Origin of the sequence: uncultured Pseudomonas sp. (assembly GCF_913774235.1) — a bacterium.
In the GTDB taxonomy this organism is placed as follows: domain Bacteria; phylum Pseudomonadota; class Gammaproteobacteria; order Pseudomonadales; family Pseudomonadaceae; genus Chryseomonas.
The window spans coordinates 605788-628677 of the sequence record NZ_CAJYDW010000012.1 but is presented as its reverse complement, the minus strand read 5'-3'; the positions used below and the strand labels follow the sequence as shown (position 1 = coordinate 628677).

Sequence of the window (22890 nt, the reverse complement as noted above, 5' to 3'; positions counted from 1 at the left end):
TCGACGCGCGTGACGGGCATCCGACCTGGATCGCAGACGAGACGAACGAAGCGGGCGCCGCAGACGCGGCACGTGCGGAAAACGGACACGCATGCCTGGGAGTATATCGACGCCCGCGCCCCGGTGTCGCCCCGGTTGCGCAGGAAAAACGTCGTCGAAAGACTTAGCCGCGGCGGTAGGCGGCGAAAGCGGCGATCACGGCGGCGATATCGGCCGCGCTGACGTCCAGATGGGTGACCAGCCGCAGCCGCGGTGCCGGGCTGATGCGGATGCCGCGCTCGGCGAGGAAGGCCTGCAGGGCGGGCGCCGCGTCGCCCAGGGCGAGATAGACCATGTTGGTCTGCACCGGCTCCACCTGGTAGCCGAGTTCGGCCAGGGCATTGCCGAGTTGCGCGGCGTGGGCGTGATCCTCGGCCAGGCGCTCGACATGATGGTCGAGGACATGGAGTCCCGCCGCCGCCAGCAGGCCGGCCTGGCGCATGCCGCCGCCGACCACCTTGCGCCAGCACCGCGCCTTGGCGATAAGGGCGGCATCGCCGCAGAGTACCGAGCCGACCGGGGCACCGAGACCCTTGGACAGGCAGACCGACACCGAATCGAAATGCTGGCTGATCTCGCGCACGGGCACGCCCAGCTTGACCGCCGCGTTGTACAGCCTGGCACCGTCCAGGTGCAGGGCCAGGCCGTGCTCCCGGGTAAAGGCTCGCGCTGCCGCCAGATAGTCCAGCGGCAGCACCTTCCCATGCATGGTGTTTTCCAGTGCCAGCAGCCGGGTACGGGCGAAGTGGAAGTCGTCGGCCTTGATGTAGCTGCGCACCAGCTCGAGGTCCAGGCTGCCGTCGGCGGCCATCTCGATGGGCTGCGGCTGGATCGAACCCAGCACCGCGGCGCCACCGCCCTCGTATTTGTAGGTATGGGCCTGCTGCCCCACCAGGTACTCGTCACCCCGCTCGCAATGTGCCAGCAGACCCAGCAGGTTGCTCATGGTGCCGCTGGGCACGAAGAGTCCCGCGGCCAGGCCGAGATCGCCGGCGAGGCGCTGTTCCAGGCGCGTGACGGTGGGGTCTTCGCCGTAGACGTCATCGCCGACCTCGGCCTCCAGCATGGCCTGGCGCATGGCCGGCGTGGGCTGGGTGACGGTATCGCTACGCAGGTCGATCATGGCTACCTCTAAGCTGGGACCACGATGAGCCCAGCGCGCAGGCCGACGGCGACCTTGGGGTTGGGAAAGATGATGCGCGCATCGGCTTCGTCGACGATCCAGCGCTCGCTGCCATCCTCGGCCAGCAGCGAGCCCTGGCGCAGCGGCGAGAAGTTGGCCACGTCGTCGGCCAGGTGCAGTTGGAAGCGCGGGCTGGACTTGTACACCTGCCGCGCCACGCGAAAGCGCAGCAGTGACGAATCCGGCGGCGGCAATTCGGCTTCGCGACCTTCGATCAGGGCTTCGAGCATCAGCCGCAGGCGGCTCAGGTCCAGCTCGCTGTTCTCGCCGAAGGGGCGGGCCTGGCCTAGCTCCAGGGTCAGGGCTTCGGCCTGGCATTCGGCATAGGTGTAGGCGCTGAAGGTAATGCCGGGTTTGTCGTAGAGCAGCACGGCTTCGATGCCCGCGGCTTCGAGGCGCTGCAGTTCCGCTTCCGAATGCTGGCGACCGGCGCTCCAGGGATAGAGGGCGAAGCGCGGCAGCGCCGAGGCACGCAAGGCGGTGTGCAGGTCGTAGTGCAGGCGGGCACGCCCGGGCTTGCTGAAGAATTGCGCGGACAGCCGCTCGAGATCGTTGGCGCGTTGCGCCTCCGGGCCTTCGGCCTGGGCGTGGCGACCATTGAACAGGCGATTGAGATCCTGCTCCAGGTAGCGGGTCCCGCGTCGCATGGCGTCGGGATTGCCGAACATGAAGAGCAGGCGACTGGCGGGGCGCAGGGCACCGCTGGCGATGGCGCCGAGCAGGTCGTCGAGCAGCTCCATGGGCGCCGTCTCGTTGCCATGGATACCGGCCGAGAGCAGCAGGTCCATGCCGTTGTCCCGCGCCAGCGGCGGCGTCACTTCCAGGACGCCCTCGGTCAACCAGTGGAGACGGGTACCGTCGGCGGTCAGTTGAATCTTCTCGGTCGGCTCGCGGCCGGCCAGGGTCAGGTCCAGCAGGCGGCCAAGGGCCAACCGATAACGTTCAGGTGCAGCCATGCTCTACTCCACTGAGCGACGTGTCGGGGCTAGATACTCAATGATCGTGGCCGCAACCGCAATCGGCGTCATGGACATGATTCTCATCGCCGTCGTCGGCGAAGGTCTCGAAAGCGATGGATAGGCCAAGGGCATTCAGGGCCTGGGGCCGCAGCACCAGCACCGGGGTCTGGTCTTCGTCGTCCTGGGAGTCGGCGAAGATATTGAGGCCACCGGCACCATCGGCTTCCAGCCAGAGGTCGCGGCCGGCCAGACGGATGGCCAGGCGCTGGACCTGCAGTTCCTGCTGCTGGTCGGTGGTGGATTCGAGGACGAGGTCGAGACGATGGCTCATGGAGGCTCCGGGCATCAGGGCAATTGGAAGGGATAGACCGAGCCGAGGCCCAGCAACTGCGTCAGCTCGTCCAGGGCGGTGCGGACCTCGCCCAGCAGCTGCGGATCGGCGAGGTCGGCCGGGTCCAGGCGATCACGGTAGTGGCGATCCACCCAGTCCAGCAACTGGGCGTGCAGCGCCGGGGTGAAGCGCACCCCGGGGTTCACCGCGGCCAGTTCCTCCGCCTTGAGCGCTACCCGCAGCCGCAGGCAGGCGGGCCCCCCGCCGTTCTGCATGCTCTGCTTCAGATCGAAGACCTTGACCTCGCCCAGCGGCCCCTGGCCGCTCACCTGGGCCTGCAGGTAGTCCCAGACTGCGGCGTTCTGCCGGCATTCGTCGGGCACCACCAGCAGCGCGCCCTGACCGGGCCGGTCCAGCAACTGGCTATTGAACAGGTAGGAGCGCACCGCATCGCCGACGCTGATCTCGCTGCGGCGCACGCAGAGCCGCTGCAACTCGCCGCCGCGCCGCGCCAGTTTCTCGCTCAGCTCGTCGAGGATGCGCGGACTGTCGAGGAAGGCGTCCTCGTGATGAAAGAGTACCTGGGCGTTGCCCACCGAGATGACGTCGTTGTGGAAGACGCCCTGGTCCACCACCGCGGGATTCTGCTGGGCGAAGACCACGCCCTCCTCGTCCAGGCCGTGGAGCCGGGCGATGGCCTGGGAGGCTTCCAGGGTCTGCCGCGCGGGGTAGCGGTGGGGCTCGGGATAGCGCGGATCGAAGGCGCTGCGGCCGAAGACGAAGAATTCCACCCCCGGCGCGCCATGATCACGACTGAATCTCGTATGGTTGGCCGCGCCCTCGTCGCCGAACTGGGCCACCGAAGGCAGCGGCGCATGGTGCTGGAAATGCTCGGGATCGCGGAACATCGCCTGGAGGATGCGTGCCGTGGTGGCCGGCTCCAGGCTGCGGTGGAACTTGCAGGCCAGGTTGGCCGGGGTGAAATGCACGCGGCTATCACGGGTGTCGGCGCTCGGGCTGACGGTGGCGGCGTTGGCCGTCCACATGGCCGAGGCGGAGCTGGCGGAAAGCAGCAACGGCAGGGCTTCACGCGCGGCGCCTTCCAGCACCTGGGCATCGCTGCCGGCGAAGCCGAGGCGGCGCAACGAGGCGATGTCGGGTCGTTCGTGGGGTGCCAGCACCCCCTGTTCGAAGCCCAGCTCCATCAGCGCCTGCATCTTGGCCAGGCCCTGACGCGCCGCTTCGCGCGGATTGGAACGCAGCTGCTTGCTGGCCTGGGACGCCACGTTGCCGTAGGACAGGCCGGCATAGTTGTGGGTCGGGCCGACCAGGCCGTCGAAGTTGACCTCCCGAGCAGCGCGGGCGACGTGACTCATAGCGGTAGTCCTGGGGGCAGTTGGGTGGGCAGGTGCAAGGCGTCGCTTTCCAGCGAGGCGACCGGGAAGGCGCAGTAGTCCGCGGCGTAGTAGGCGCTGGGCCGGTGGTTGCCGGAGGCGCCGATCCCACCGAAGGGCGCCGCACTGGCCGCGCCGGTAAGGGGACGGTTCCAATTGACGATGCCGGCGCGCACGCCCTGCCAGAAGGCTTCGTAGGTAGCGGGATCGTCGGCCAGCAGGCCAGCGGCGAGGCCGAAGCGGGTAGCGTTGGCCAGCGCCAGGGCTTGGTCGAAAGCGCCATAACGCTGGACTTGCAGCAGCGGGCCGAAGACCTCTTCGTCAGGCAGCTCGGCGATCGCCGAAACATCCAGGATACCCGGCGTGAGTAGCGCGCGACCCGGCTCCGGCTGACGCATCTCCAGCAGGGCGCGCGCGCCCTGAGCCAGGCGCTGGGCCTGGGTGCGCAGCAGAGCCTCGGCGGTCGCCAGGGAGATCACCGTGCCCATGAAGGGTGCCGGCTCGGCGTCGAAGCGATCAACGGTGAGCTGGCTGCTCACGGTCACCAGGCGTTCCAGCAGCGCGTCGCCCCAGGCGCCCGCGGGCACGATCAGGCGGCGGGCGCAGGTGCAGCGCTGTCCGGCGGACAGAAAGGCCGACTGGACGATGGTCACCACGGCCGCGTCCAGGTCGGCCACGGGCGCCACCACCAGCGGGTTGTTGCCGCCCATCTCCAGCGCCAGCAGCCGCTGGGGACGCTCCGCGTTGAGCCGATGCAGGGCGGCGCCGGTGGTGCTGGAGCCGGTGAAGAGGATGCCGTCCAGGCCGGCATGGCCAGCCAGGGCTTCCCCGGTGGCGCGACCACCCTGGACCAGGTTGAGCACCCCGGCCGGCAGACCGGCGGCGATCCAGCAGTCCAGGGTCAGGGCAGCGAAGCGTGGGGTCAGCTCGCTGGGTTTGAACACCACCGTATTGCCGGCCAGCAGCGCCGGCACGATGTGGCCGTTGGGCAGATGGCCCGGAAAATTGTAGGGCCCCAGCACCGCCAGGACCCCGTGCGGCCGATGGCGGGTCACGCTGCGGGCATCGGCCAGGGCGGTGGAACGCTCGCCGCCGCGGGCCTCTTCGGCCTGGGCGGAGATGGCCACCTTGGCGATCATGCTGCCGAGTTCGGTATCGGCCTCCCAGAGTGGCTTGCCGGTTTCCTCGCCCAGGGCACGCGCCAGCTCCGCACGGCGTTGCTGCAGCACCTGGGCGAAGGCCTGCAGGACGTCCAGGCGCGCGGCCCGGCCGCGGCGTTCCCAGGCGGGAAAGGCCAGGCGCGCGGCCGCGATGGCCTGGTCGACATCCACAGCGCTCGCCGCGGCGCCTTCCCAGAGCACCGCGCCGGCATAGGGATCCAGCGAGGTAAAGGTCTCGCCTTGACCGGGGCGCCACTGGCCAGCGATGTACAGGCTATCCATGACGTCTCCTCAGGGCATCAGCCGCACGGCGCGCACCTGGGCACCCGCCATCAGCCGCAACTCGCGAGCGGTCGCCAGATCCACCACGAGGGTGCCGGAGGCCAATCGCGCGCGGGCGCTGGTGATGCGGCAGTCCTGGCACTTGCGGTTGTGGATCAGGTAGACCTCGGCGTCGTCGCCCGGCGTGCCCACCGCCAGCACCAGGCGCTGGCTGTCGCGGATCGCCCGGACCTTGGCGGTCTCGGCTTCCAGGGTGGGGCCGGCGTCGAAGATGTCGACGTAACCCTGGTAGTTGAAGCCCTCGGCCTCCAGCAGCCGGCGGGCAGCTTCGGTGTCCGGGTGGACCCGGCCGATCACCTGGCGGGCCTCGGGCGTGAGGAAGCAGGTGTAGAGGGGGAAGCGCGGCATCAGCTCGGCGATGAAGCCGCGATTGCCGATGCCGGTGAGGTAGTCCGCCTGGGAGAACTCCATCTTGAAGAAGTGCCGGCCCAGGCCCTCCCAGAACGGCGACTGGCCATTGTCGTCTGACATACCGCGCAATTCGGCGATGATCCGCTCGGCGAACAGCTCGCGGAATTCGGCGATGAACAGGAAGCGCGACTTGGACAGCAGCCGCCCGGCCGCGCCGCCCCGGCGATCGGCGCGCAGGAACAGCGAGCACAGCTCGGAGCTGCCGGTCATGTCGTTGGCGAGGAATAGCGTGGGGATCTGCCGGTGGATATCCAGCTCGCGCGAGGCGCTCACCGTCAGGCCGACGCGGTAGTTGTACCAAGGCTCGCGCAGGCCGAGGGCGGCGGCGATACCGGCGATGCCGATGACTTCGCCGTCGTCCTCCAGGGCGAAGAGATAGTCCGCATCGGCGGGCTGGGCCTGCTGCAGAAAGCTGCGCTCGGCGTTCTCGACGCGCTGCAGCAGGCGCTCCTCGCTGGCCGGCAGGGTGGTGAGACCGGCGCCGGCCGCTTGCGCCAGCTGCAACAGCGCGGGGACATCGGCACGGGTGACGGGACGGACGATCATCGGACCTCCAAAGACGCTAGGGTCGGCTACAGCGCTACCAGACGAACCCGGTCGCCTTCGGCGATCTCCAGGGCGGCGATCTGCTCGGCGGAAAGGGTGACGGCTGCGCCTGGTACCCAGTGCAGCGGCGCGGCCAGGGCCCGGAAGTTTTCCAGGCCATCGTTGGCGACGAGGAACCAGGGCGTATCGTCGCGCGCCGCCGGCCCCTCCTGCACCGGTGCCAGGCGGCTCTCGACGATGGAGCGGATGGCCGTAGTGCGGGCGTGCAGCGTCGGACCGCCATCGAAGATGTCGATGTAGTTGTCGGTCTCGAAGCCTTCGCGACTGAGGATGTCGAAAGTGATCTGCGCCCGCGGGTGCACCTGGCCCATGGCCTCCTGGGCACTATCCGGCAGCAAGGGCACATAGAGCGGATAGGTCGGCATCAGCTCGGCGAGGAAGGTACGGCTCTTCTGGCCGGACAGGCGTTCGGCGGAGGCGTAGTCGAGGTCGAAGAAGTTGCGCCCTACCCCGTTCCAGAACGGCGATTCGCCGGCTTCGTCCGACAGGCCGACGATCTCCACCACCACGGACTCGGCGAAGCGCTCCGGATGGGCGGCCATGAACAGCAGCCGGGCACGGGAATTGAGTTCGGCATGGGGCGTGTCCAGCAGCGGGCGCTGGACGTAGAAACTGCTGAGGACGCTGTTGCCGGTGAGATCATGGCAGAGCGACAGCACATGGACCTTGTTGTGGATCTTCAACTCGCGCGAGGCGTGGATGAAGGTCTCGTTGCGGAAACTGTAGAAGGGCTCGGAGAAGCCGGCCGAGGCGACGATGGCCGAGCAGCCCAGCAGCTCGCCAGTGGCGCTGTCTTCGAGTACGAAGAAATAGCTCTCCTCGCCATGGAAGCCCACCTCGGCCGCCAGCGACGCCTCGGAGGTGCGGATCTTGTCGCGCAGCCGCTCGGGGTTGTCGGGCAGCGAGGTGACGCCGACCGGGCTATCCGCGGCGAGCCGCTGGACCAGGGGCAGATCCGCGGCCCGCGCAGGGCGCATTACCAGCATGAGAACTCCTTGTGTACGGATCCATCCCTGGATGCCAGCGGTACGCGTCCCGCGTCCGGAGATTAGCCTTGGGTGAGGCGCGCCAGGGCGCGATCCAGCCGCGCCAGGCCTTCGTCGATGTCCGCCTCGGGGATGATCAGGCTCGGCGCGATACGCAGCACGTCCGGACCGGCCTGGAGGATCATCAGGCCCTCTTCGTTGGCAGCGGTGACGATGTCCTTGGCGCGCCCCTTCCAGGCGTCGTTGAGCACGGCACCGAGCAGCAGACCCAGGCCCCGTACCTGCTGGAACAGGCCATAGCGGGCGTTGAGGCGCTCGAGGCCGGCGACGAAGCGCTCATGCCGGGCGGCGACGCCGGCCAGGGTGTCCGGCGTGGCGACGATGTCGAGCAGCGCAGCGCCCACGGCGCAACCCAGCGGATTGCCGCCGTAGGTGCTGCCGTGCACGCCAGCGCTGAAGTGTTGGGCGACCTTCTCGGTGGTCAGCATGGCCGCCAGCGGGAAACCACCACCCAGGCTCTTGGCGCTGGTGAGGATGTCCGGTACCACGCCGTAGTGCTGGTAGGCATAGAGATGGCCACTACGGCCCACGCCGCTTTGCACCTCGTCGAAGATCAACAGGGCGCCATGGGCATCGCACAGGCGGCGGGCGCCTTCGAGGTAGGCCTGGTCGGCCGGTAGCACGCCGCCCTCGCCCTGGATGGGCTCGAGGATGACCGCGCAGGTCTTGTCCGAGACCACGGCTTCGAGAGCAGCCAGGTCGTTGTAGGGTACGTGGCGAATGCCTTCGATCTTGGGACCGAAGCCATCGGAATACTTGGGCTGGCCACCGACGCTGACGGTGAACAGGGTCCGCCCATGGAAGCTGTTGGTGGCAGCGACGATCTCGTAGCGGCTGCCGCCGCTGACGTCGTGGCCATAACGCCGGGCCAGCTTGCAGGCCGCTTCGTTGGCTTCGGCGCCGGAGTTGGCGAAGAAGACGCGGTCGGCGAAGGTATGGTCCACCAGCTTGCGCGCCAGGCGCAGGGCGGGTTCGTTGGTGTAGATGTTGGACACGTGCCAGAGCTTGTTGGCCTGTTCGGTCAGCGCCTGGACGAGCGCGGCGTGACCGTGCCCCAGGGCGCTGACGGCGATGCCGCCGGCGAAGTCGACGTATTCACGCCCGGCCTGGTCCCAGACGCGAGAGCCTTCTCCTCGCACCGGAATGAACGCGGCAGGGGCGTAGGTCGGAACCATCACCTCATCGAAGGCGGCGCGTTGCACATTGGGTTGAGAAGCGGACATCGGGGTTTCTCCTGCCGATCACGGCGGTCGCTGGAAGGGATTGTAGGACGAGCCTTGGGTGCGGCATTGCGCCAAGGCGACAACTATTTACGGGCGAAAACGCAAACGGGCGTCCGACTCGCAGTCTAGCGAGTCGGACGCCCGCTCTGGAAGGGCGAGGGACGTACCCGGGCGGCTACGTCCGTGGCTTCGTCTGCAAGGTCACCACCTGGGTCACCTCGTAGACAGGCGCAGGGCTCAGTTGGGCGCGACGCGGCTGGTGCCGTTGACGGTCATGATGCGCACCCGCTCGCCGACGCGGAACATCTCGCCTTTGTTGACTGCCTGCACATAGGCACGGGTGCCGCCATCGTCTTCTTTCACGGTGATCTCGACGCCATTGGCCTTGGTGAAGCCCTCTTCGGTCGCCGCACCCAGCAGGCCGCCGGCCACCGCACCGATGATGGCGGTGACGAAGCTGCCGCGGCCGCCACCGATGGCGCTGCCGCCGATGCCACCCACCACCGCACCAGCACCGGCACCGACCGGCGACTTGGTGCCCTCGATGGTGACCGGGCGCAGGGCGGTAATGGTGCCGGTGCGCACGGTCTGGACCTGACGGGCCTCGTCGCGCGAATAGACGTCGCCGGACTGGTCGGATGCACAGCCGGCCAACAGGGCGACGGCGGTCAGGGCAGCGGCGAGTTGCAGGATTCTGTTCATGGAGCTACTCCGAAGGCAGTTGAAAGACCGGAAGCCGCACCCGACGGGTCTGGGTCGCGGATCGCTACTATCCTTGACCCAGGGCACCCGGGGAGGTTTCCGGCGACTGTAGCGAGGGTACCTTGCGAAAGCCTTAAGGAGCCAGGCGCTGCCGGTGCCAGCCCGCTTCGCCGCGCCGGTAGTCGAGGCGGTCGTGCAGGCGGCTGGAACGGCCCTGCCAGAATTCGATGCGCTGGGGCTTGAGGCGATAGCCTCCCCAGAACGGTGGCCGGCTGGGCTCGCCGTCGGCGAAGCGCTGCTGCACCTCGGCCAGGCGCTGCTCCAGGGCATGGCGATCGGCGATGGCCTCGCTCTGCGGCGACGCCCAGGCGCCCAGGCGGCTGCCCAGCGGGCGCACCCGGTAGTAGGCGTCTGATTCTTCCGCGGAGACCCGCTCCACCAGCCCCTCGATGCGCACCTGGCGCTCCAGCGCCGGCCAAAAGAAAGTCATGGCGGCACGCGGCTGGGCGGCCAGTTGCTGGCCCTTGGCGCTATCGTAGTTGGTGTAGAAGACGAAGCCCTGGGCATCGACGCCCTTGAGCAGCAGCACCCGGCAGTGGGGCTGCCCCTCGTCATCGACGGTGGCGAGCCAGCAGGCATTGGCTTCGACGGGAGGCTGCTCGGTGCGTACCGCCTCTTCGAACCACTGACCGAAGAGGGCATAGGGATCGGCGGGTGCCTGCTGTTCGGTCAGGCCGTCGCGGGTGTAGTCGCGACGCATATCGGCGAGGGACGGTGACATGGTGGTCTCCAACGTGGATCGTCAGCGACCTAGCTTAACCAAGTCCCGCCCCGCTCGCCTGCTCCAGGACAAGCTTACCTGACTTAGCGAGAAGCCAGGGACTGCAGACTGGCCAGCACCGTGGCGCGCGGCTGGATCAACACCTCGACCCGGCGATTGGCGGCGCGGCCAGCGGCGGTGGCGTTATCGGCGCGCGGATGGGCGGCGGCCAGGCCGCGCACGATCAGGCGATTGCCGCTATAGCCGCTGAGCCGGAAGATCGCCGCCACGGCCTGGGCACGCTGCAGGCTGATCTTGTCGTTGAGCGCCGCGGCGCCGGTGCTGTCACTGAAGCCGAGCACGATGACCGCGCTGTCCTCGTCGACGCTGACCGACTTGGCCGAGCGGGACAGCGGGCCGAGCATCACCGGCAGCAGCATCTCGGCGCGATCCGGGTTGAAGGAGCCATCCACCGGCGTCACCAGCACCAGGGCATCGTCGCGGCGCTCGACCTTGACGTTGCTGCCGGCCACGGCGACGCGGAGTTTCTGCTCGTGCTCGTCCAGCCAGGCCTTGCTGACCTTGACCGGCACCGGCTTGAGTTCTTCGGCCTTGGCGACCGGCTTGGCGTCCTCACCGCCGAACGGCCACCACCAATGGCTGGCCTTCTCGCCGCTGGCGGCGGCAGGCTCCGGCTTGGCCGCCGGTGCCTTGGCCACGGCCTTGGGTTCAGGCTTGGCTTCGGCCGCCTTGGCGACCGGCTTGGCCGGTTCGGCCGGCTTGTCGGCAGCGCCGAAGGGCCACCACCAATGACCGCCGCTGGCAGCGGTGGCGGCCTGGGCATCGCCCGGCTTGGCAGCGGCCGAGGACTGGGCGTCCTGGCCTTGGAACGAACTACAGGCGGATACGCCCAGGCAGAGAATCAGGGTGGTGGATTTGATCAGCTTCATGCAAGGTTTCCCATCGGCGAACCGGAGGACGGAGGAATCCGGCGTCCCGGCTAGAGCCGGTGACGCGAGTGAACTTAAAGTAGTTTCGAGATTGTGGCCGCAAAGCTACGGCTGGCAAAGCGGTGGAGTCACGAATTTTGCAGATTGGCCGACCAGCGGCAGCTTTAGGCTGGATGCTTTGCCGTCTGGCTGGCCTTCCCCGGCAAGCTCGACTGGGCACAGTTGCTGCCCAAGCCGGTCGCGGTGTTCCTCGGCAACCTGGCGGGTGGCGCGGTCTTTGTCGGCCTGAGGCCTATCGGCCGAGCCGCGAGACCAGCGGGACCGATGGCAGCCAGCCGGCCTGATCGGCGCGGTCGGCGGATTGCCGGATCGCTCGGACCCGGCCAGGACTCATGAGGCCAGTTGGCGAGCGATGACCAGGCGCTGGATGTCGCTGGTGCCTTCGTAGATCTGGCAGATGCGGGCGTCGCGATAGATCCGCTCCAGCGGATAGTCGTTCAGGTAGCCGTAGCCGCCCAGGGTCTGCAAGGCCGCGGAGCAGACACGCTCGGCCATCTCCGAGGCGAACAGCTTGGCCATGGAGGCTTCGGTCAGCGCCGGCCGCCCGGCATCGCGGAGGGCCGCTGCATGCAGCACCATCTGCCGCGCCACGGCGATCTCGGTGGCCATGTCGGCGAGACGGAAGGCCACCGCCTGATGCTCGACGATGGGCTTGCCGAAGGCCTGCCGCTCGCGGGCGTAATCCCGCGCATAGTCGAAGGCGGCGCGAGCCATACCGACCGCCTGGGCGGCGATGCCGATGCGCCCACCCTCCAGGTTGGCCAGGGCGATGCGATAGCCCTCGCCCTCCTCCCCCAGCCGATAGGCTGCCGGCACCCGCACCTCGTCGAACTGGATCTGGCAGGTGTCGGAGGCGTGCAGACCCAGCTTGAGCTCGACGCGCACCACCTGGTAGCCGGGGGTATCGGTGGGCACCATGAAGGCGGAGATGCCCTTCTTGCCCGCGGCCGGATCGGTGACCGCGAAGACCAGCACCAGCCCGGCCTGGCTGCCGGAGGTGATGAACTGCTTGGCGCCGTTGATGACGTAATGGTCGCCGTCGCGCCGCGCCCGGGTGCGCAGGTCGCTGGCATCGGAGCCCGCCTGGGGTTCGGTGAGGGCGAAGGCGCCGAGCATCTCGCCGCTGGCCAGGGGCGTGAGGAAACGCTCTTTCTGCTCATCGGTGCCAAAGCGGGCGATGGGCACGCAGCCCACCGAGTTGTGCACGCTCATGATGGTGGAGCAGGCGCCATCACCTGCGGCGATCTCTTCCAGGGCCAGGGCATAGGCCACGTAGCCGGTGTCGCAACCGCCCCAGGTATCCGGTACCAGCATCCCCAAGAAACCCAGCTCGGCCATCTCGCTTAGAGCCTCGCGGGGAAAGCGACTCTCCCGGTCCCAGTCGGCGGCGAAGGGCCTGAGTCGCTCCTGGGCGAAGCGCCGGGCCAGGTCGGCGATGTGCTGTTGTTCTTCGGTGACCAGCATGGACGACTCCTCGACGTTGGCGACCGCCAGGAGCGAGCGCTGCCGCGGGCAGCGAGGGCGATCGACGGGCTCGACTCTAGCGTGTCGGTCCGTCCGTACAATGGCCTAAAGTGGCAGCCAGGCTGAGCGGTTTGGACAGTCAGGCCGGTGCGGCACCGGCCAGGATCAGCTGGCGATAGTGGCCGGGGTTGGTCCCGGTCCATTTGCGAAAGCCCTTGTGGAAGGCGCGGGCATCGGAGAAGCCCAGCGCCACGGCGATGTCGTCCAGGCTGCGGCCCTGGTCGGCCAGCCAGGCGATGGCGCGCTCGCGGCGGACGCTGTCCTTAAGCGCCTGGTAGGACTGCCCCTGCTCCGCCAGCCGGCGGCGTAGCGTGGCCGAAGACAGGTGCAGCGCCTGTGCCATGACCTCGCCGGTCGGCCACTGGTCACCAGGCAGCTCGCGCAGTCGCGCCTTGAGGCGCTCGGCGAGGCTGTCGGGGTCGCGGTAGCGCTGCAGGATGTTGTTCGGTGCCCCGGTAAGGAAACGCGCCACGTCCGCTGGCGTCCGGCGCACCGGGGCATCGAGCACCTCGGCGGCGAAGATCAGCCGGGTCTGCGGCTGGCCGAATCTAAGGTTGTCGAAGAACAGCACCCGGTAGTCGTCGGTGAAGGCCGGCTCGGGGCAGCACAGCTCCACTGCCAGCAAGGGGATCCGGCGCCCGATCAACCAGCAGGCCAGGCCATGCACGATCAGCCAGTAGGTGAAACAGGTGAAGGCCCGCGTCTGCTGTCCCTCGGGCTCGCGCAGCTGAATGGACGCCAGGCTGCGTTGCCGGACCAGGTGCGCCTCCCGCTGTTCGAAGCCGAGGTTGAGGAAGCCCAGGACCAGTTCCAGGGCATCGCCCAGGCGGGTCTGGGTCAGGCTCAGGCGGCAGAGGTAGGCGAAGCTGCCAGAGCGCAGGCGGCGCGAATCCATGCCGAAGAACTCGTCATCGAAGCGCAGTGCCAGGCGGCGCCAGAAGCGGCCGTAGAAGGCGACCGGGACCCGCGGCTCGGCCAGGCAGGCGGGGTTCAGGCCCAGTTCGAGGAGCAGGTCCGCCGCCGAGCGCTCGGCGGTGACGTAGGCGGCCAGGGCCTCGTGCAGCAATTCGGTGGCGATGGTGCCGCGCGCCGGTGCGCCAGAGGTCATGGCAGACTCCCTTCGGAAGGTTGATGGCACCGGCGCCGCTACCCGGCCGGTCCCGGCAGCCGATCAGCTAAGCATAACCGGGCGCCAGGTGCCAAAGGTCGGGGCGACTACCGAACCTCAGAGGCAGTCCTTCACCGCCCTGGCCAGAGCCTGGGCGCGCGGGTCCATCAGCACATAGGGCCCCAGGGTGTTGGTGACGAAGCCGAAGGCCACCTCGCGCTCGGGATCGGCGAAGCCGGTCGAGCCGCCCGCGCCCGGATGACCGAAGGCCTGGGGGCCGAGGCCGTAGGTGGCGTTGGCCTGGTCTGGCTGATCGAGCATGAAGCCCAGGCCGAAGCGAGTCGGGGTCAGCAGGGTGCGATCCTCACCCTGGCTGTGCTCGCCCAAGGCCTCGCTCAGGGTTTCCCACTCCAGTAGATCGCCCGCCAGCAGGCCGGCATAGAAGCCGGCCAGGCTGCGCGCATGGCCGTGGCCGTTGGCCGCTGGCTGTTCGAAGCGACGCCATTCGGGCTTGTTGGTGCTGGTGAGCACCCCGGAGGGATTGCCGAAGGCCAGGGTCGGCAAGGCGGCCGGCTCGCTCATGGTGGTCTTGAGCAGGCGCTGCGCGGCGGCATCGCCCAGTACACCCTTGCCGCGGACGATATGGGCGACGCGCTCGTCCTCGCTCGCCGGCAGGCCGATGTGGAAATCCAGGCCAAGCCGTTTGGCGGTGCGCGCCACGATGGCCTCACCGGGGGCGCGGCCATCGGCGCGGCGGATCAACTCGCCGAGCAGCCAGCCGAAGGTGATGGGGGCATAGCCATGGGCGGTGCCAGGCGTCCACCAGGGGGCCTCGGCGGCCACGGCGGCGCTCATCTGCGCCCAGTCGTAGAGAGCATCGCCGGCCAGGCGCTCGCGTAGCGCCGAGACGCCCGAGCGATGACTGAGCAACTGGCGCAGGGTGATCTCGGCTTTGCCGGCGGCAGCGAACTCCGGCCAGCGCTCGGCCACCGGGGCGTCGAGGGCCAGCTTGCCCTCCTCCACCAGCTGCAGCGCCGCCACCGAAGTGAAGGCCTTGGTGCAGGAGAAGAGATTCAGCAGGGTATCGGTGTGCCAGGGCGTCTGGCCGTCCTTGTCGGCCAGGCCACCCCAGAGGTCCAGCACGGTTTCCCCGCCGACCTGGACGCACAGCGCCGCCCCCCGGGTCTGGCCGGCGGCGAGCAGGTCGGCGAAGGCCTCGCGGACGGATTCGAATCTCAGGTCGTGATAGCCGTGGACGGTCATGGGGGCTCCTGGGGGTATTAGGTGTTTACCGATAGCGCTGACAGGGAGTTTGGATAGGATCGCGGCCATGGGCCGCTCCTACGGTTAGGGTTACCTGTAGGAGCGGCCGCATCGGCGGACCGCCATGGCCGCGAATGCCCCTTACTGAATCTCCCGCCGAAACGGCGGCAGGGCGTTGAGGATGGCCTTGCCGTAGCGCTGGGTCACCAGGCGGCGATCCAGCAGCGAGATGGTGCCGCTGTCCTGTTCGGTACGCAGCAGTCGGCCACAGGCCTGGATCAGCCGTAGCGAGGCGTCGGGCACGGCGATTTCCATGAAGGGATTGCCGCCGCGCGCCTCGATCCATTCGGCCAGGGCGGCTTCCACCGGATCGTCCGGCACGGCGAAGGGGATCTTGGCGATGACCACGTGCTCGCAATAGGCCCCGGGCAGGTCGACGCCCTCGGCGAAGCTGGCCAGGCCGAACAGCACGCTGGCCTCGCCGTCGTCGACGCGGTTCTTGTGCTTGTTGAGGGTCTCCTGCTTGGACAGGTTGCCCTGGATCAGCACCCGCTTGCGCCAGTCGCGCTCCAGGCCATCGAAGACGTCCTGCATCTGTCGCCGTGAGGAAAACAGGACCAGGCTGCCCCGCGCCCCTTCGAGCATGGCCGGCAGCTCGCGGACGATGGCCGCGGTGTGCTCGGCGGCGTTGCGCGGATCGGCCTTGAGGTCGGGTACCCGCAGCACGCCCGCCTCGGCATGGCGGAAGGGACTGGGCACGATGGCGGTGGCCGCCGAACGCGGCAGGCCGGATCTCATGCGGAAGCGATCGAAGGTACCCAGGGCGGTCAGGGTCGCCGAGGTCACCAGGGCGCCGTAGGCGACGTTCCACAGGTGCCGACGCAACATGTCAGCCGCCAGGATGGGACTGGCGTTGACCTCGATGTCGTACAGCGAACCGGTCTCGGCCAGGGTCATCCAGCGCGCCATGGGTGGGCTGTCTTCCGGGTCTTCACAGGTGAAGGCGGTCCACAATTCCCAGTTGCCCTGGGCGCGGGCCAGCAGGCTACCGAACAGCGGATACCACTCCTCCGCCTGGTAGCTGGCCAGGCCAATGCTGGACTCGCCATCCATGGCCTGCTTGAGTATCTCTGTCAGGCGGGTGAACAGATCGGTGAGCTTGGCGAAGCCCTTCTTCAGCTCGATGCCCATCTCGCGCAAGTCTTCGGGGATCACCCCGCCGACGAAGCGATGGCGTGGCCGCTCGCGACCTTCCATGTCCTCGCCGGCACGGAAATCGGCCAGGGCCTCGCAGGCGCTGAACATGAATTGCTGCTGCGTCCTGATCTCCCGCGCCAGCTCCGGCACCTGCTCCACCAGGCGGCCGAGATCGCCCGGCAAGGGATGCTGGGCCAGCAGCTTGGTGAGGTTCTTGGCGATCTGCTCCAGCCACTCGGCGGTGGATCTCAGCCGGGTGAAATGGGCGAAGTGGCCGATGGCCTTGTCCGGCAGGTGGTGGCCTTCGTCGAACACATAGAGGGTGTCGCGCGGATCGGGCAGGATGGCGCCGCCGCCGAGGGCCAGGTCGGCCAGCACCAAGTCATGGTTGGTGACGATGACATCGACCTTGGTCATGCCCTCGCGCGCCTTGTAGAAGGCGCACTGCTGGAAATTGGGGCAATGGCGATTGGTGCACTGGCTGTGGTCGGTGGTGATGCGTGACCACTGGACGTCCTCGATGGCCTCCGGCCAGCTGTCGCGGTCGCCGTCCCAGCGATTGCCGGCCAGGCGCTCGATCATCTTGCCGAACAGCTCGTTGGACGCCTCGTCGATGTCGATCTTGAAGCCATCTTCGGCGAACAGCTGGGCGGTGGCGTTCTGCGCCTGGCCTTCCTGCAGCAGCATGTCCAACTTGGACAGGCACATATAGCGACCACGCCCCTTGGCGAGCGCGAAGCTGAAGGACAGGCCGCTGTTGCGCAGGATGTCCGGCAGGTCCTTGTGCACGATCTGCTCCTGCAGCGCCACCGTCGCCGTGGCGATCACCAGGCGCTTGCCCGCGGCCTTGGCCGCGGGAATGGCGGCCAGGGCATAGGCCACGGTCTTGCCGGTACCGGTACCCGCCTCCACCGCCACCACCGCCGGCTCGCCTTCGCGATGGCCCTCTTCGTCCTGGGCGATGGCACCCAGGCCCTTGGCGGTTTCCGCGATCATCAGCCGCTGGCCGTAGCGCGGCTTGAGCGACTTGGCTTCGAGGAAACGCGTGTAGGCGCCCTGGATCTGGGTCTTGAGTTCGGTGCTGAGCATGCCTGGTTCCGGGCGATGGCAAACAAGCGCCCCGTCCGGCGGACGAGCGCTGTATGCATCTACAGTAATGGATCTAGGGCGCTATGATAACGCGCCTGTCGTCAGGATGCGCCTAACGTTGAGGTCGCAGCCTCAGAACCGGTTCAAAGGCTGCTGCGCGTCGGCCAAACCGCGTTGGAAATAGCTTCGGAATGCTCATTTACCACTCGTAAACTCCGCTTCCTCAGCTATTTCCGCCTTGTTTGACTCTAGCTCGCGAGCCTTTGAAAAGGCTCTTAGAACGCACCCGGCAACTGCGGCGGCAGGCGATGGAAGGCGCCGAAAACCAGCAGGCTCAGGCGGTCGAGCCAGGGGTGGCGACGCAGGCGCAGGGCGCGGCGGCTGGCGAAGAGTTCTCCCAGGTGCAACAGCAGCAGGGCCAGGGCGACCAGGGCGAGCAATTGGGGGAAGGGACGCGCGAGGGGCAAGGCAAGAGCGGCGGCTGCAGCGAGCCAGAACAGCAGAAGAAGGATTTTGCCGGTAAGGGACAGGGTTTTCATGGATTCCAGCAGGAGAACGAGATGGATCGGACCATAACGCCTGTGGCTGGAAAAAGTAAAGGCGGCGGACCGAAGTCCGCCGCCTTTGCATCACTCGCGGTCGATCTGGATTTCGACGCGGCGGTTCTGGGCACGCCCTTCGGCGGTCTCGTTGGTGGCGACCGGGTTGGATTCACCCAAGCCTTTCACCGAGACGATGCTGGCGGAAGGCACGCCGGCCTGGATCAGGTACTCGCTGACCGACTTGGCACGACGCTCGGACAACCGCTGGTTGTAGGCGTTGGTGCCGACGCTGTCGGTGTAGCCGGTGATGGACAGGCGGGTACTGGCCGCTTCGCCACGCAGACGCCCGGCGATGCCGTCGAGCTGAGCCTGGTCACGCGGATTGATCTTCGCGGAGTCGAAGGCGAAGTGCAGGTCACGCGCGGTGATCACTTCCTGCTTGGGCAGCGGCGCCGGAGCGGGGGCCGGTGCGGGCGCCGGAGCTGGGGCGGGAGCCGGTTCCATGCGAGCGACCTGCTCGTTGCCCTTGCCATGTACCCAGCAATAGGCGCCGGCGGTGGTGCCGAAGCCCAGGGCTGCCATGCCCGCGACGTTGCCGTTCTGGGTGGCGCCAGCCGCGCCGCCGACCAGGGCGCCAACGGCCGCACACACGGGCCAATCGGATTTCTGTACGCCGCCCGCGCAACCGGCCAGCACAGTGCTCGCCAGAATGAGGGGTAAAGCTGTCCTTGCGATGCTCTTGCTCATGAAGGGGTCTCCTATAGACCAGGTACCGCGAGTTGTGCTCGTCTTTGGCTTTATTGCGCTGTCAGACTAATGGTGGCGTACACGTCTTGACAACGCTGGTTGCTTAGTCAACACAGATTTAATTAGGGTTCCCTTAATGGCAAATTTATTCTCATCCCGTACCCCACAGCAGGCTCTGGCAAGCCTGTTGGCGCATCATCAGCCGTCTCGCCTGCTTTGCGTGGCGCGTGAGCCCCTGCCCGCGCTGCAGGCCTATGTCGACGCCCACCCCCACTGCCGCCTGGTACAGGCCTCGGTACCCCTGGGCGATACCGCCCTGCTGGCCGAACGCTACGACCTGGTGGTCGTCGCCGATTGCCTGGAACACCTGCCGCTACGCCAGGGCCGCGAACTGCTGGGCGGCCTGCGCAATTTCAACACCTCGCGGCTGGCCGTGCTGGTGGACCTGGCGGCCAGCGAATGGCAGGCGACGGATTTCTATGCCCTCGCCCTCCAGGCCAGCGAGCGCTTCGCTCGCGACGGCCAGGTAGTCACCCTGTTCAGCTATGATCTGCATGACTACAAGCAGGTCCCGGACTGGCTCAATGCCAAGTTCTGGGCCAATCCGCAGAATTTCGGCAAGTACTGGTGGTGAGATGGATTCCTTGGCCCCCTGCCCCTGTGGCTCGGACTGCGCGCTGCGCGACTGTTGCGGCCGTTACCACGCCGGCACGCCAGCACCCGATGCCGAACGGCTGATGCGCTCGCGCTATAGCGCCTACGTGCTGGGGCTGATCGACTATCTGGTGGCCACCACCGCTCCGGCGCAGCAGCAGCGGCTGGATCGGGAGGCCCTGACGGCCTGGAGTCTGGGCAGCCGCTGGCAGGGCCTGCAGGTGTTGGAGCATCGCACCGAGCCCGACGACCCGGCCCATGCGCGGGTCGCCTTCGTGGCGCGGTGGGAAGACGGGCGTGGCGCCCATCGCCATGAAGAACGCTCGGGCTTCGTCCAGCGTGACGGCCGCTGGTTCTTTCTCGATCCCACGGTACGCCCCCTGCCGGGCCGCAATGATGCCTGCCTGTGTGGCAGTGGCGCGAAATTCAAGAAGTGCTGTGCCGACTATCTCTAGCGCGTTCTAGCGCGGGCCGAGGTCACTCCCTGACCAGCGTCAGGTGATCCGTATCCGGTACCGCCACGGGCAGGGCCTCTGCGGTCGGGCCCAGGTCGCTGCCGACCGGGGCGAGACTCAGGTGCGAGAGATCGACCCGCGGGGGCGCCACGGGCGCAGCCTGGTCCTGGAGATCGGCGCCCACCGGGGCCAGGCCGAAGTCCGGCGCCTGAACGTCGACGAAGGCGGCCATCACGACATCCCGGGGTGCCACGGACAACGTTCCCTGGGCGGCGGGCACCGCCGGGGCGGCCGCTGCAGTCACCGGCGCCGCCGCGGCGATTGGAGTGGCAACCGGGGTCGGGGTGTCGGGTGCCGACTCGACGGTCTCGGCCATGGGCACCACCTCGACCAGGGCCCCGGCCTGGGCCAAGGTAGCGCGGTAACGCTCGGCGGTGGCGGCATCCAGACGGTTCTTGATGATCATGCGGCGACCGGAAAAGAGCACGGCGATGCGCTGTTCATCAGCTTGAAACAGGCGCATCAGATTCTGTCGCGTCTGCTGGGCGTCGGCGCCGGCGATCAACTCGCCCTGGAAGGCGATTTCGTAGAGAGCAGCGGACATGACGACCTCCTCGGTCACGGCGAGAGGCGCAGGATGCAACGCCGGGCGCGAACGGTCCAGCCCACGGCGTCATCAGGAGCCGAGGTTTTTTTGTTAGCCTGTGCCGAAGCGGTCCCGACTTGCGCAGCAATCGGTGCTCGTTAAACTGCGCAGAAAACGGGAGTGCCGCATGCTTCGCCAGGCCTTGATTCTTACCCTGCTGGGGGTGCTGCTGAGCGGCCTCGGCGGCTGTACCTACATCGGGCGCAACTACGACGAACCCCAGGTGGAGCTCACCGGCGTGGAACTGATCCGCGCACGGCTGTGGAGCCAGGACTTCGTGCTGCAGTTCCGCGTCCAGAATCCCAACGACCATGCGCTGCCCATCCGCAGCCTGGCCTACACGGTCTACCTGAACGACCTGTTGCTGTCCCAGGGCACGGCCGGTCTGCACGCCTCGGTGCCGGCCCATGGTCAGCGCAGCTTCGCCGTGCCGGTGCAGACCAACCTGTGGCGCTACGTGAAGGACGTGGGGCGCATGCTGGAAGACACCGACCAGCCGATCAATTACCGCCTGCGCGGCCTGGTCAAGACCGGCTGGCTGTTCGGGCGCAGTGTCCATTTTTCTCGCCAGGGACAATTCGTGCCTGGCGCCTACATCCCCGGAGTCATGAAATGAACCAACACGTCCACGGTCCCGATTGCAATCACGACCACGATCACGACCATGGCCATGCGCACCACGTCCACGGCCCGCATTGCAATCATGGCCATGCCCAGGAACCGGTGCGCAATCCGCTGAAGGAAGTGGGTCGCAACGATCCCTGCCCCTGCGGCAGCGAGAAGAAATTCAAGAAGTGCCACGGCGCCTGATGGCGCTGTGAATACCGGGTGAGGCCCTGGCCTCACCCCATACGCGACCCTGGCGCGTTACCAGGGCTGTCCGCCGCGCTGCGATTCCAGCCGCCGGATGAATTCCTCCAGCACCAGGGCGTAGAGATCGTCCTTGAGTACCAGGTCTTCCACGCCGCAGTCGATGTTGGGATTGTCGTTCACCTCGATCACCGCCAGCTTGTCGCCTGCCTGTTTCAGGTCCACGCCATAGAGGCCATCGCCGATCAGGTTGGCGGTGCGCACGGCCAGTTCCACCACCGCATGGGGCGCATCCTGCACGGCCAGGGTGCGGAAATCGCCGCTGACCTCGGTGGCGCTGGCACTGTGGTCGTAGATCTGCCAATGGCCCTTGGACATGAAGTACTGGCAGGCGAAGATCGGCTCCTGGTTCAGCACCCCGATCCGCCAGTCGTATTCGGTGTAGAAGAATTCCTGGGCGAGCAGCAGCACCGAGCGCTCGAACAGCTCGGCGCTGGCCTTGCGCAGCTGCGCCTGGTCTTCGACCTTGATGACGCCACGGGAAAAGGAGCCATCGGGGATCTTCAGCACCAGCGGAAAGCCCAGGCGCTCGCCCAAGCCTTCGAGCTGGACGGGATTGTCCTTGTAGAGGATCTCGGTGGCCGGCATGTCCAGTTTGTGGGCGCGCAGCAGGTCGGCCAGGTAGACCTTGTTGGTGCATCTGAGGATGGAGCGCGGATCGTCCATCACCACCAGGCCCTCGCTTTCGGCCTTCTTGGCGAAGCGATAGGTGTGGTGATCGATGGCGGTAGTCTCGCGGATGAACAGGGCGTCGAATTCGCCCAGCCGCGCATAGTCCTTCTTTTCGATCAGCTCGACGTCCAGCCCCAGGTGCTTGCCGACCCGCACGAGGTTCTTCAGTGCCTTGGCATCGGACGGCGGGAAGGCTTCCTTGGGGTCATGCAGGATGGCCAGGTCGAAGCGGTACTTCTCGCGCCGTCCGGGCTTGAGCCAGACGCGGCGGCTGAAGCGGTCGAGGGCGTTGGCGAAGAGGTCTTCCTGGGTTTCGTGCAGCTTGTGGATACTGCCCAGCTTGAGGCCGCCGATGTGCCAGCCGGCGCGGTCGCGGCGGAATTCCACCAGCAACAGGGGACAAGGAAAGGCCTCGAACAATTGGCGCGCCAGATCCTGCAAGGGTTCGATGTCGGTGGTGCCGAAATAGAGCGTGAGGGTGAAGCCGTCGGCGCTGCCATAGGGATGGCCGGCCAGGGCCTTGGTCAGCAGCTTGTCGAGATCCTCCAGGGCCAGGCCGTAGAGCGCCTTGCGCGCCAGCTCGCTGATGGTGCGGACCGAGGGGATGACCTTGTGCCCCCGGGCCTCGGCCAGCAGCGAGCAGTAGTAGCCGTGGCCCAGGTACTTCTGGCTGCGGCAGAGGTTGATGACCTGTACCCGCTTGCCGTTGTCCTGTTCGTTGGATTGCTCCAGGTATTCCTGGGCGGTGATGACGTCTTCACTGGGATAATAGGACGACCAGTCTTCCTTGCGTTCCACGACGATATACAGCTTGCTCACTGGACCTCCTCGATACGGGACGTGGTCGCGGCGGAAACCCGGATGCCGCCGGACCACTCCAAAGGTTGTAACGCGGGCGCTATTAACCGTTGCTTAACCGTGGCAGGCTGCCCGCTCCGCTCCAGGAGAATCCTTCGC

The 22890-nt window shown here is 67.4% G+C and carries 23 protein-coding genes; 4 read left to right on the top strand and 19 right to left on the bottom strand.

Translation table 11 applies throughout. The annotated features are described in order from the left end of the window. Positions 1–163: 163 nt before the first annotated feature. From ltaE to QZ471_RS12320, 17 genes are all read right to left on the bottom strand, one after another. Positions 164–1162, bottom strand: coding sequence for a low-specificity L-threonine aldolase (ltaE, locus tag QZ471_RS12400; RefSeq protein WP_295464109.1), 999 nt, complete (start codon positions 1160–1162; stop codon positions 164–166). 8 nt (positions 1163–1170) lie between these two features. Next, entirely contained in the window at positions 1171–2178 is a 1008-nt protein-coding gene (astE, locus tag QZ471_RS12395; RefSeq protein WP_295464107.1) for a succinylglutamate desuccinylase, read from the bottom strand. Between the two features lie 37 nt (positions 2179–2215). After that, positions 2216–2512, bottom strand: a complete 297-nt coding sequence (locus QZ471_RS12390) for a GTPase (protein ID WP_295464105.1) — start codon at positions 2510–2512, stop codon at positions 2216–2218. A 14-nt stretch (positions 2513–2526) separates the two neighbouring features. Continuing rightward, entirely contained in the window at positions 2527–3888 is a 1362-nt protein-coding gene (gene astB / locus QZ471_RS12385) for an N-succinylarginine dihydrolase (RefSeq protein ID WP_295464103.1), read from the bottom strand. Then, positions 3885–5348 (bottom strand): succinylglutamate-semialdehyde dehydrogenase, encoded by a 1464-nt coding sequence (gene astD, locus QZ471_RS12380; protein WP_295464101.1) that lies wholly within the window; start codon positions 5346–5348, stop codon positions 3885–3887. The genes astB and astD overlap by 4 nt, the downstream gene beginning before the upstream one ends. A gap of 9 nt (positions 5349–5357) precedes the next feature. Then, positions 5358–6365, bottom strand: a complete 1008-nt coding sequence (astA, locus tag QZ471_RS12375; protein ID WP_295464099.1) for an arginine N-succinyltransferase — start codon at positions 6363–6365, stop codon at positions 5358–5360. 26 nt (positions 6366–6391) lie between these two features. Further along, positions 6392–7411, bottom strand: a complete 1020-nt coding sequence (gene aruF, locus QZ471_RS12370) for an arginine/ornithine succinyltransferase subunit alpha (protein ID WP_295464097.1) — start codon at positions 7409–7411, stop codon at positions 6392–6394. A 62-nt stretch (positions 7412–7473) separates the two neighbouring features. Continuing rightward, on the bottom strand, positions 7474–8694 hold the full coding sequence (locus tag QZ471_RS12365; protein WP_059227203.1) for an aspartate aminotransferase family protein: 1221 nt from the start codon (positions 8692–8694) through the stop codon (positions 7474–7476). A gap of 237 nt (positions 8695–8931) precedes the next feature. Further along, positions 8932–9396: a hypothetical protein gene (locus QZ471_RS12360; RefSeq protein ID WP_295464094.1), complete on the bottom strand. Its 465-nt coding sequence runs from the start codon at positions 9394–9396 to the stop codon at positions 8932–8934. Between the two features lie 133 nt (positions 9397–9529). Then, entirely contained in the window at positions 9530–10177 is a 648-nt protein-coding gene (pdxH, locus tag QZ471_RS12355; protein WP_295464092.1) for a pyridoxamine 5'-phosphate oxidase, read from the bottom strand. Positions 10178–10260: 83 nt separating this feature from the next. Then, positions 10261–11106, bottom strand: coding sequence for an OmpA family protein (locus QZ471_RS12350; protein WP_295464089.1), 846 nt, complete (start codon positions 11104–11106; stop codon positions 10261–10263). A gap of 390 nt (positions 11107–11496) precedes the next feature. Continuing rightward, on the bottom strand, positions 11497–12630 hold the full coding sequence (locus tag QZ471_RS12345; protein WP_295464087.1) for an acyl-CoA dehydrogenase: 1134 nt from the start codon (positions 12628–12630) through the stop codon (positions 11497–11499). Between the two features lie 139 nt (positions 12631–12769). Then, complete coding sequence (locus QZ471_RS12340) at positions 12770–13798, bottom strand: AraC family transcriptional regulator (protein ID WP_295464085.1); 1029 nt, start codon at positions 13796–13798, stop codon at positions 12770–12772. 117 nt (positions 13799–13915) lie between these two features. Beyond that, positions 13916–15061, bottom strand: a complete 1146-nt coding sequence (locus QZ471_RS12335; RefSeq protein WP_295464083.1) for a serine hydrolase domain-containing protein — start codon at positions 15059–15061, stop codon at positions 13916–13918. 141 nt (positions 15062–15202) lie between these two features. Further along, positions 15203–17347, bottom strand: coding sequence for an ATP-dependent DNA helicase DinG (dinG, locus tag QZ471_RS12330; protein ID WP_295464081.1), 2145 nt, complete (start codon positions 17345–17347; stop codon positions 15203–15205). 275 nt (positions 17348–17622) lie between these two features. Beyond that, the gene (locus QZ471_RS12325) at positions 17623–17886 is read right to left on the bottom strand and encodes a DUF1145 domain-containing protein (RefSeq protein ID WP_295464079.1); all 264 of its coding nucleotides are present in this window, start codon (positions 17884–17886) and stop codon (positions 17623–17625) included. Positions 17887–17976: 90 nt separating this feature from the next. Next, the gene (locus QZ471_RS12320) at positions 17977–18636 is read right to left on the bottom strand and encodes an OmpA family protein (protein ID WP_295464077.1); all 660 of its coding nucleotides are present in this window, start codon (positions 18634–18636) and stop codon (positions 17977–17979) included. A gap of 136 nt (positions 18637–18772) precedes the next feature. On the opposite strand from QZ471_RS12320, the gene QZ471_RS12315 reads away from it, so the two are divergent. Continuing rightward, on the top strand, positions 18773–19270 hold the full coding sequence (locus tag QZ471_RS12315; protein WP_295464075.1) for a DUF6231 family protein: 498 nt from the start codon (positions 18773–18775) through the stop codon (positions 19268–19270). A gap of 1 nt (position 19271) precedes the next feature. Further along, a complete protein-coding gene (locus QZ471_RS12310) occupies positions 19272–19745 on the top strand; it encodes a YchJ family protein (RefSeq protein WP_295464073.1) in 474 nt (157 codons plus the stop codon). A gap of 22 nt (positions 19746–19767) precedes the next feature. On the opposite strand, the gene QZ471_RS12305 is transcribed toward QZ471_RS12310, so the two are convergent. Beyond that, positions 19768–20349, bottom strand: coding sequence for a hypothetical protein (locus QZ471_RS12305; RefSeq protein ID WP_295464071.1), 582 nt, complete (start codon positions 20347–20349; stop codon positions 19768–19770). 169 nt (positions 20350–20518) lie between these two features. On the opposite strand from QZ471_RS12305, the gene QZ471_RS12300 reads away from it, so the two are divergent. Both QZ471_RS12300 and QZ471_RS12295 read left to right on the top strand, forming a co-directional pair. Then, positions 20519–21007 carry an LEA type 2 family protein gene (locus QZ471_RS12300; protein ID WP_295464069.1) on the top strand — a complete coding sequence of 163 codons (489 nt, stop codon included), beginning with the start codon at positions 20519–20521 and terminating at the stop codon, positions 21005–21007. Then, positions 21004–21201, top strand: a complete 198-nt coding sequence (locus QZ471_RS12295; protein ID WP_058762382.1) for an SEC-C metal-binding domain-containing protein — start codon at positions 21004–21006, stop codon at positions 21199–21201. The genes QZ471_RS12300 and QZ471_RS12295 overlap by 4 nt, the downstream gene beginning before the upstream one ends. Before the next feature lie 57 nt (positions 21202–21258). Here the strand turns inward: QZ471_RS12295 and QZ471_RS12290 are convergent, their stop codons facing one another. Further along, on the bottom strand, positions 21259–22752 hold the full coding sequence (locus QZ471_RS12290) for a RimK family protein (RefSeq protein ID WP_295464066.1): 1494 nt from the start codon (positions 22750–22752) through the stop codon (positions 21259–21261). Between the last annotated feature and the right edge of the window lie 138 nt (positions 22753–22890).

What these genes read in the sequence shown, in the direction of transcription:
- ltaE (WP_295464109.1), bottom strand. Translation starts at nt 1,162, where the DNA reads ATGATCGACCTGCGTAGCGATACCGTCACCCAGCCCACGCCGGCCATG.
- astE (WP_295464107.1), bottom strand. Translation starts at nt 2,178, where the DNA reads ATGGCTGCACCTGAACGTTATCGGTTGGCCCTTGGCCGCCTGCTGGAC.
- QZ471_RS12390 (WP_295464105.1), bottom strand. Translation starts at nt 2,512, where the DNA reads ATGAGCCATCGTCTCGACCTCGTCCTCGAATCCACCACCGACCAGCAG.
- astB (WP_295464103.1), bottom strand. Translation starts at nt 3,888, where the DNA reads ATGAGTCACGTCGCCCGCGCTGCTCGGGAGGTCAACTTCGACGGCCTG.
- astD (WP_295464101.1), bottom strand. Translation starts at nt 5,348, where the DNA reads ATGGATAGCCTGTACATCGCTGGCCAGTGGCGCCCCGGTCAAGGCGAG.
- astA (WP_295464099.1), bottom strand. Translation starts at nt 6,365, where the DNA reads ATGATCGTCCGTCCCGTCACCCGTGCCGATGTCCCCGCGCTGTTGCAG.
- aruF (WP_295464097.1), bottom strand. Translation starts at nt 7,411, where the DNA reads ATGCTGGTAATGCGCCCTGCGCGGGCCGCGGATCTGCCCCTGGTCCAG.
- QZ471_RS12365 (WP_059227203.1), bottom strand. Translation starts at nt 8,694, where the DNA reads ATGTCCGCTTCTCAACCCAATGTGCAACGCGCCGCCTTCGATGAGGTG.
- QZ471_RS12360 (WP_295464094.1), bottom strand. Translation starts at nt 9,396, where the DNA reads ATGAACAGAATCCTGCAACTCGCCGCTGCCCTGACCGCCGTCGCCCTG.
- pdxH (WP_295464092.1), bottom strand. Translation starts at nt 10,177, where the DNA reads ATGTCACCGTCCCTCGCCGATATGCGTCGCGACTACACCCGCGACGGC.
- QZ471_RS12350 (WP_295464089.1), bottom strand. Translation starts at nt 11,106, where the DNA reads ATGAAGCTGATCAAATCCACCACCCTGATTCTCTGCCTGGGCGTATCC.
- QZ471_RS12345 (WP_295464087.1), bottom strand. Translation starts at nt 12,630, where the DNA reads ATGCTGGTCACCGAAGAACAACAGCACATCGCCGACCTGGCCCGGCGC.
- QZ471_RS12340 (WP_295464085.1), bottom strand. Translation starts at nt 13,798, where the DNA reads ATGACCTCTGGCGCACCGGCGCGCGGCACCATCGCCACCGAATTGCTG.
- QZ471_RS12335 (WP_295464083.1), bottom strand. Translation starts at nt 15,061, where the DNA reads ATGACCGTCCACGGCTATCACGACCTGAGATTCGAATCCGTCCGCGAG.
- dinG (WP_295464081.1), bottom strand. Translation starts at nt 17,347, where the DNA reads ATGCTCAGCACCGAACTCAAGACCCAGATCCAGGGCGCCTACACGCGT.
- QZ471_RS12325 (WP_295464079.1), bottom strand. Translation starts at nt 17,886, where the DNA reads ATGAAAACCCTGTCCCTTACCGGCAAAATCCTTCTTCTGCTGTTCTGG.
- QZ471_RS12320 (WP_295464077.1), bottom strand. Translation starts at nt 18,636, where the DNA reads ATGAGCAAGAGCATCGCAAGGACAGCTTTACCCCTCATTCTGGCGAGC.
- QZ471_RS12315 (WP_295464075.1), top strand. Translation starts at nt 18,773, where the DNA reads ATGGCAAATTTATTCTCATCCCGTACCCCACAGCAGGCTCTGGCAAGC.
- QZ471_RS12310 (WP_295464073.1), top strand. Translation starts at nt 19,272, where the DNA reads ATGGATTCCTTGGCCCCCTGCCCCTGTGGCTCGGACTGCGCGCTGCGC.
- QZ471_RS12305 (WP_295464071.1), bottom strand. Translation starts at nt 20,349, where the DNA reads ATGTCCGCTGCTCTCTACGAAATCGCCTTCCAGGGCGAGTTGATCGCC.
- QZ471_RS12300 (WP_295464069.1), top strand. Translation starts at nt 20,519, where the DNA reads ATGCTTCGCCAGGCCTTGATTCTTACCCTGCTGGGGGTGCTGCTGAGC.
- QZ471_RS12295 (WP_058762382.1), top strand. Translation starts at nt 21,004, where the DNA reads ATGAACCAACACGTCCACGGTCCCGATTGCAATCACGACCACGATCAC.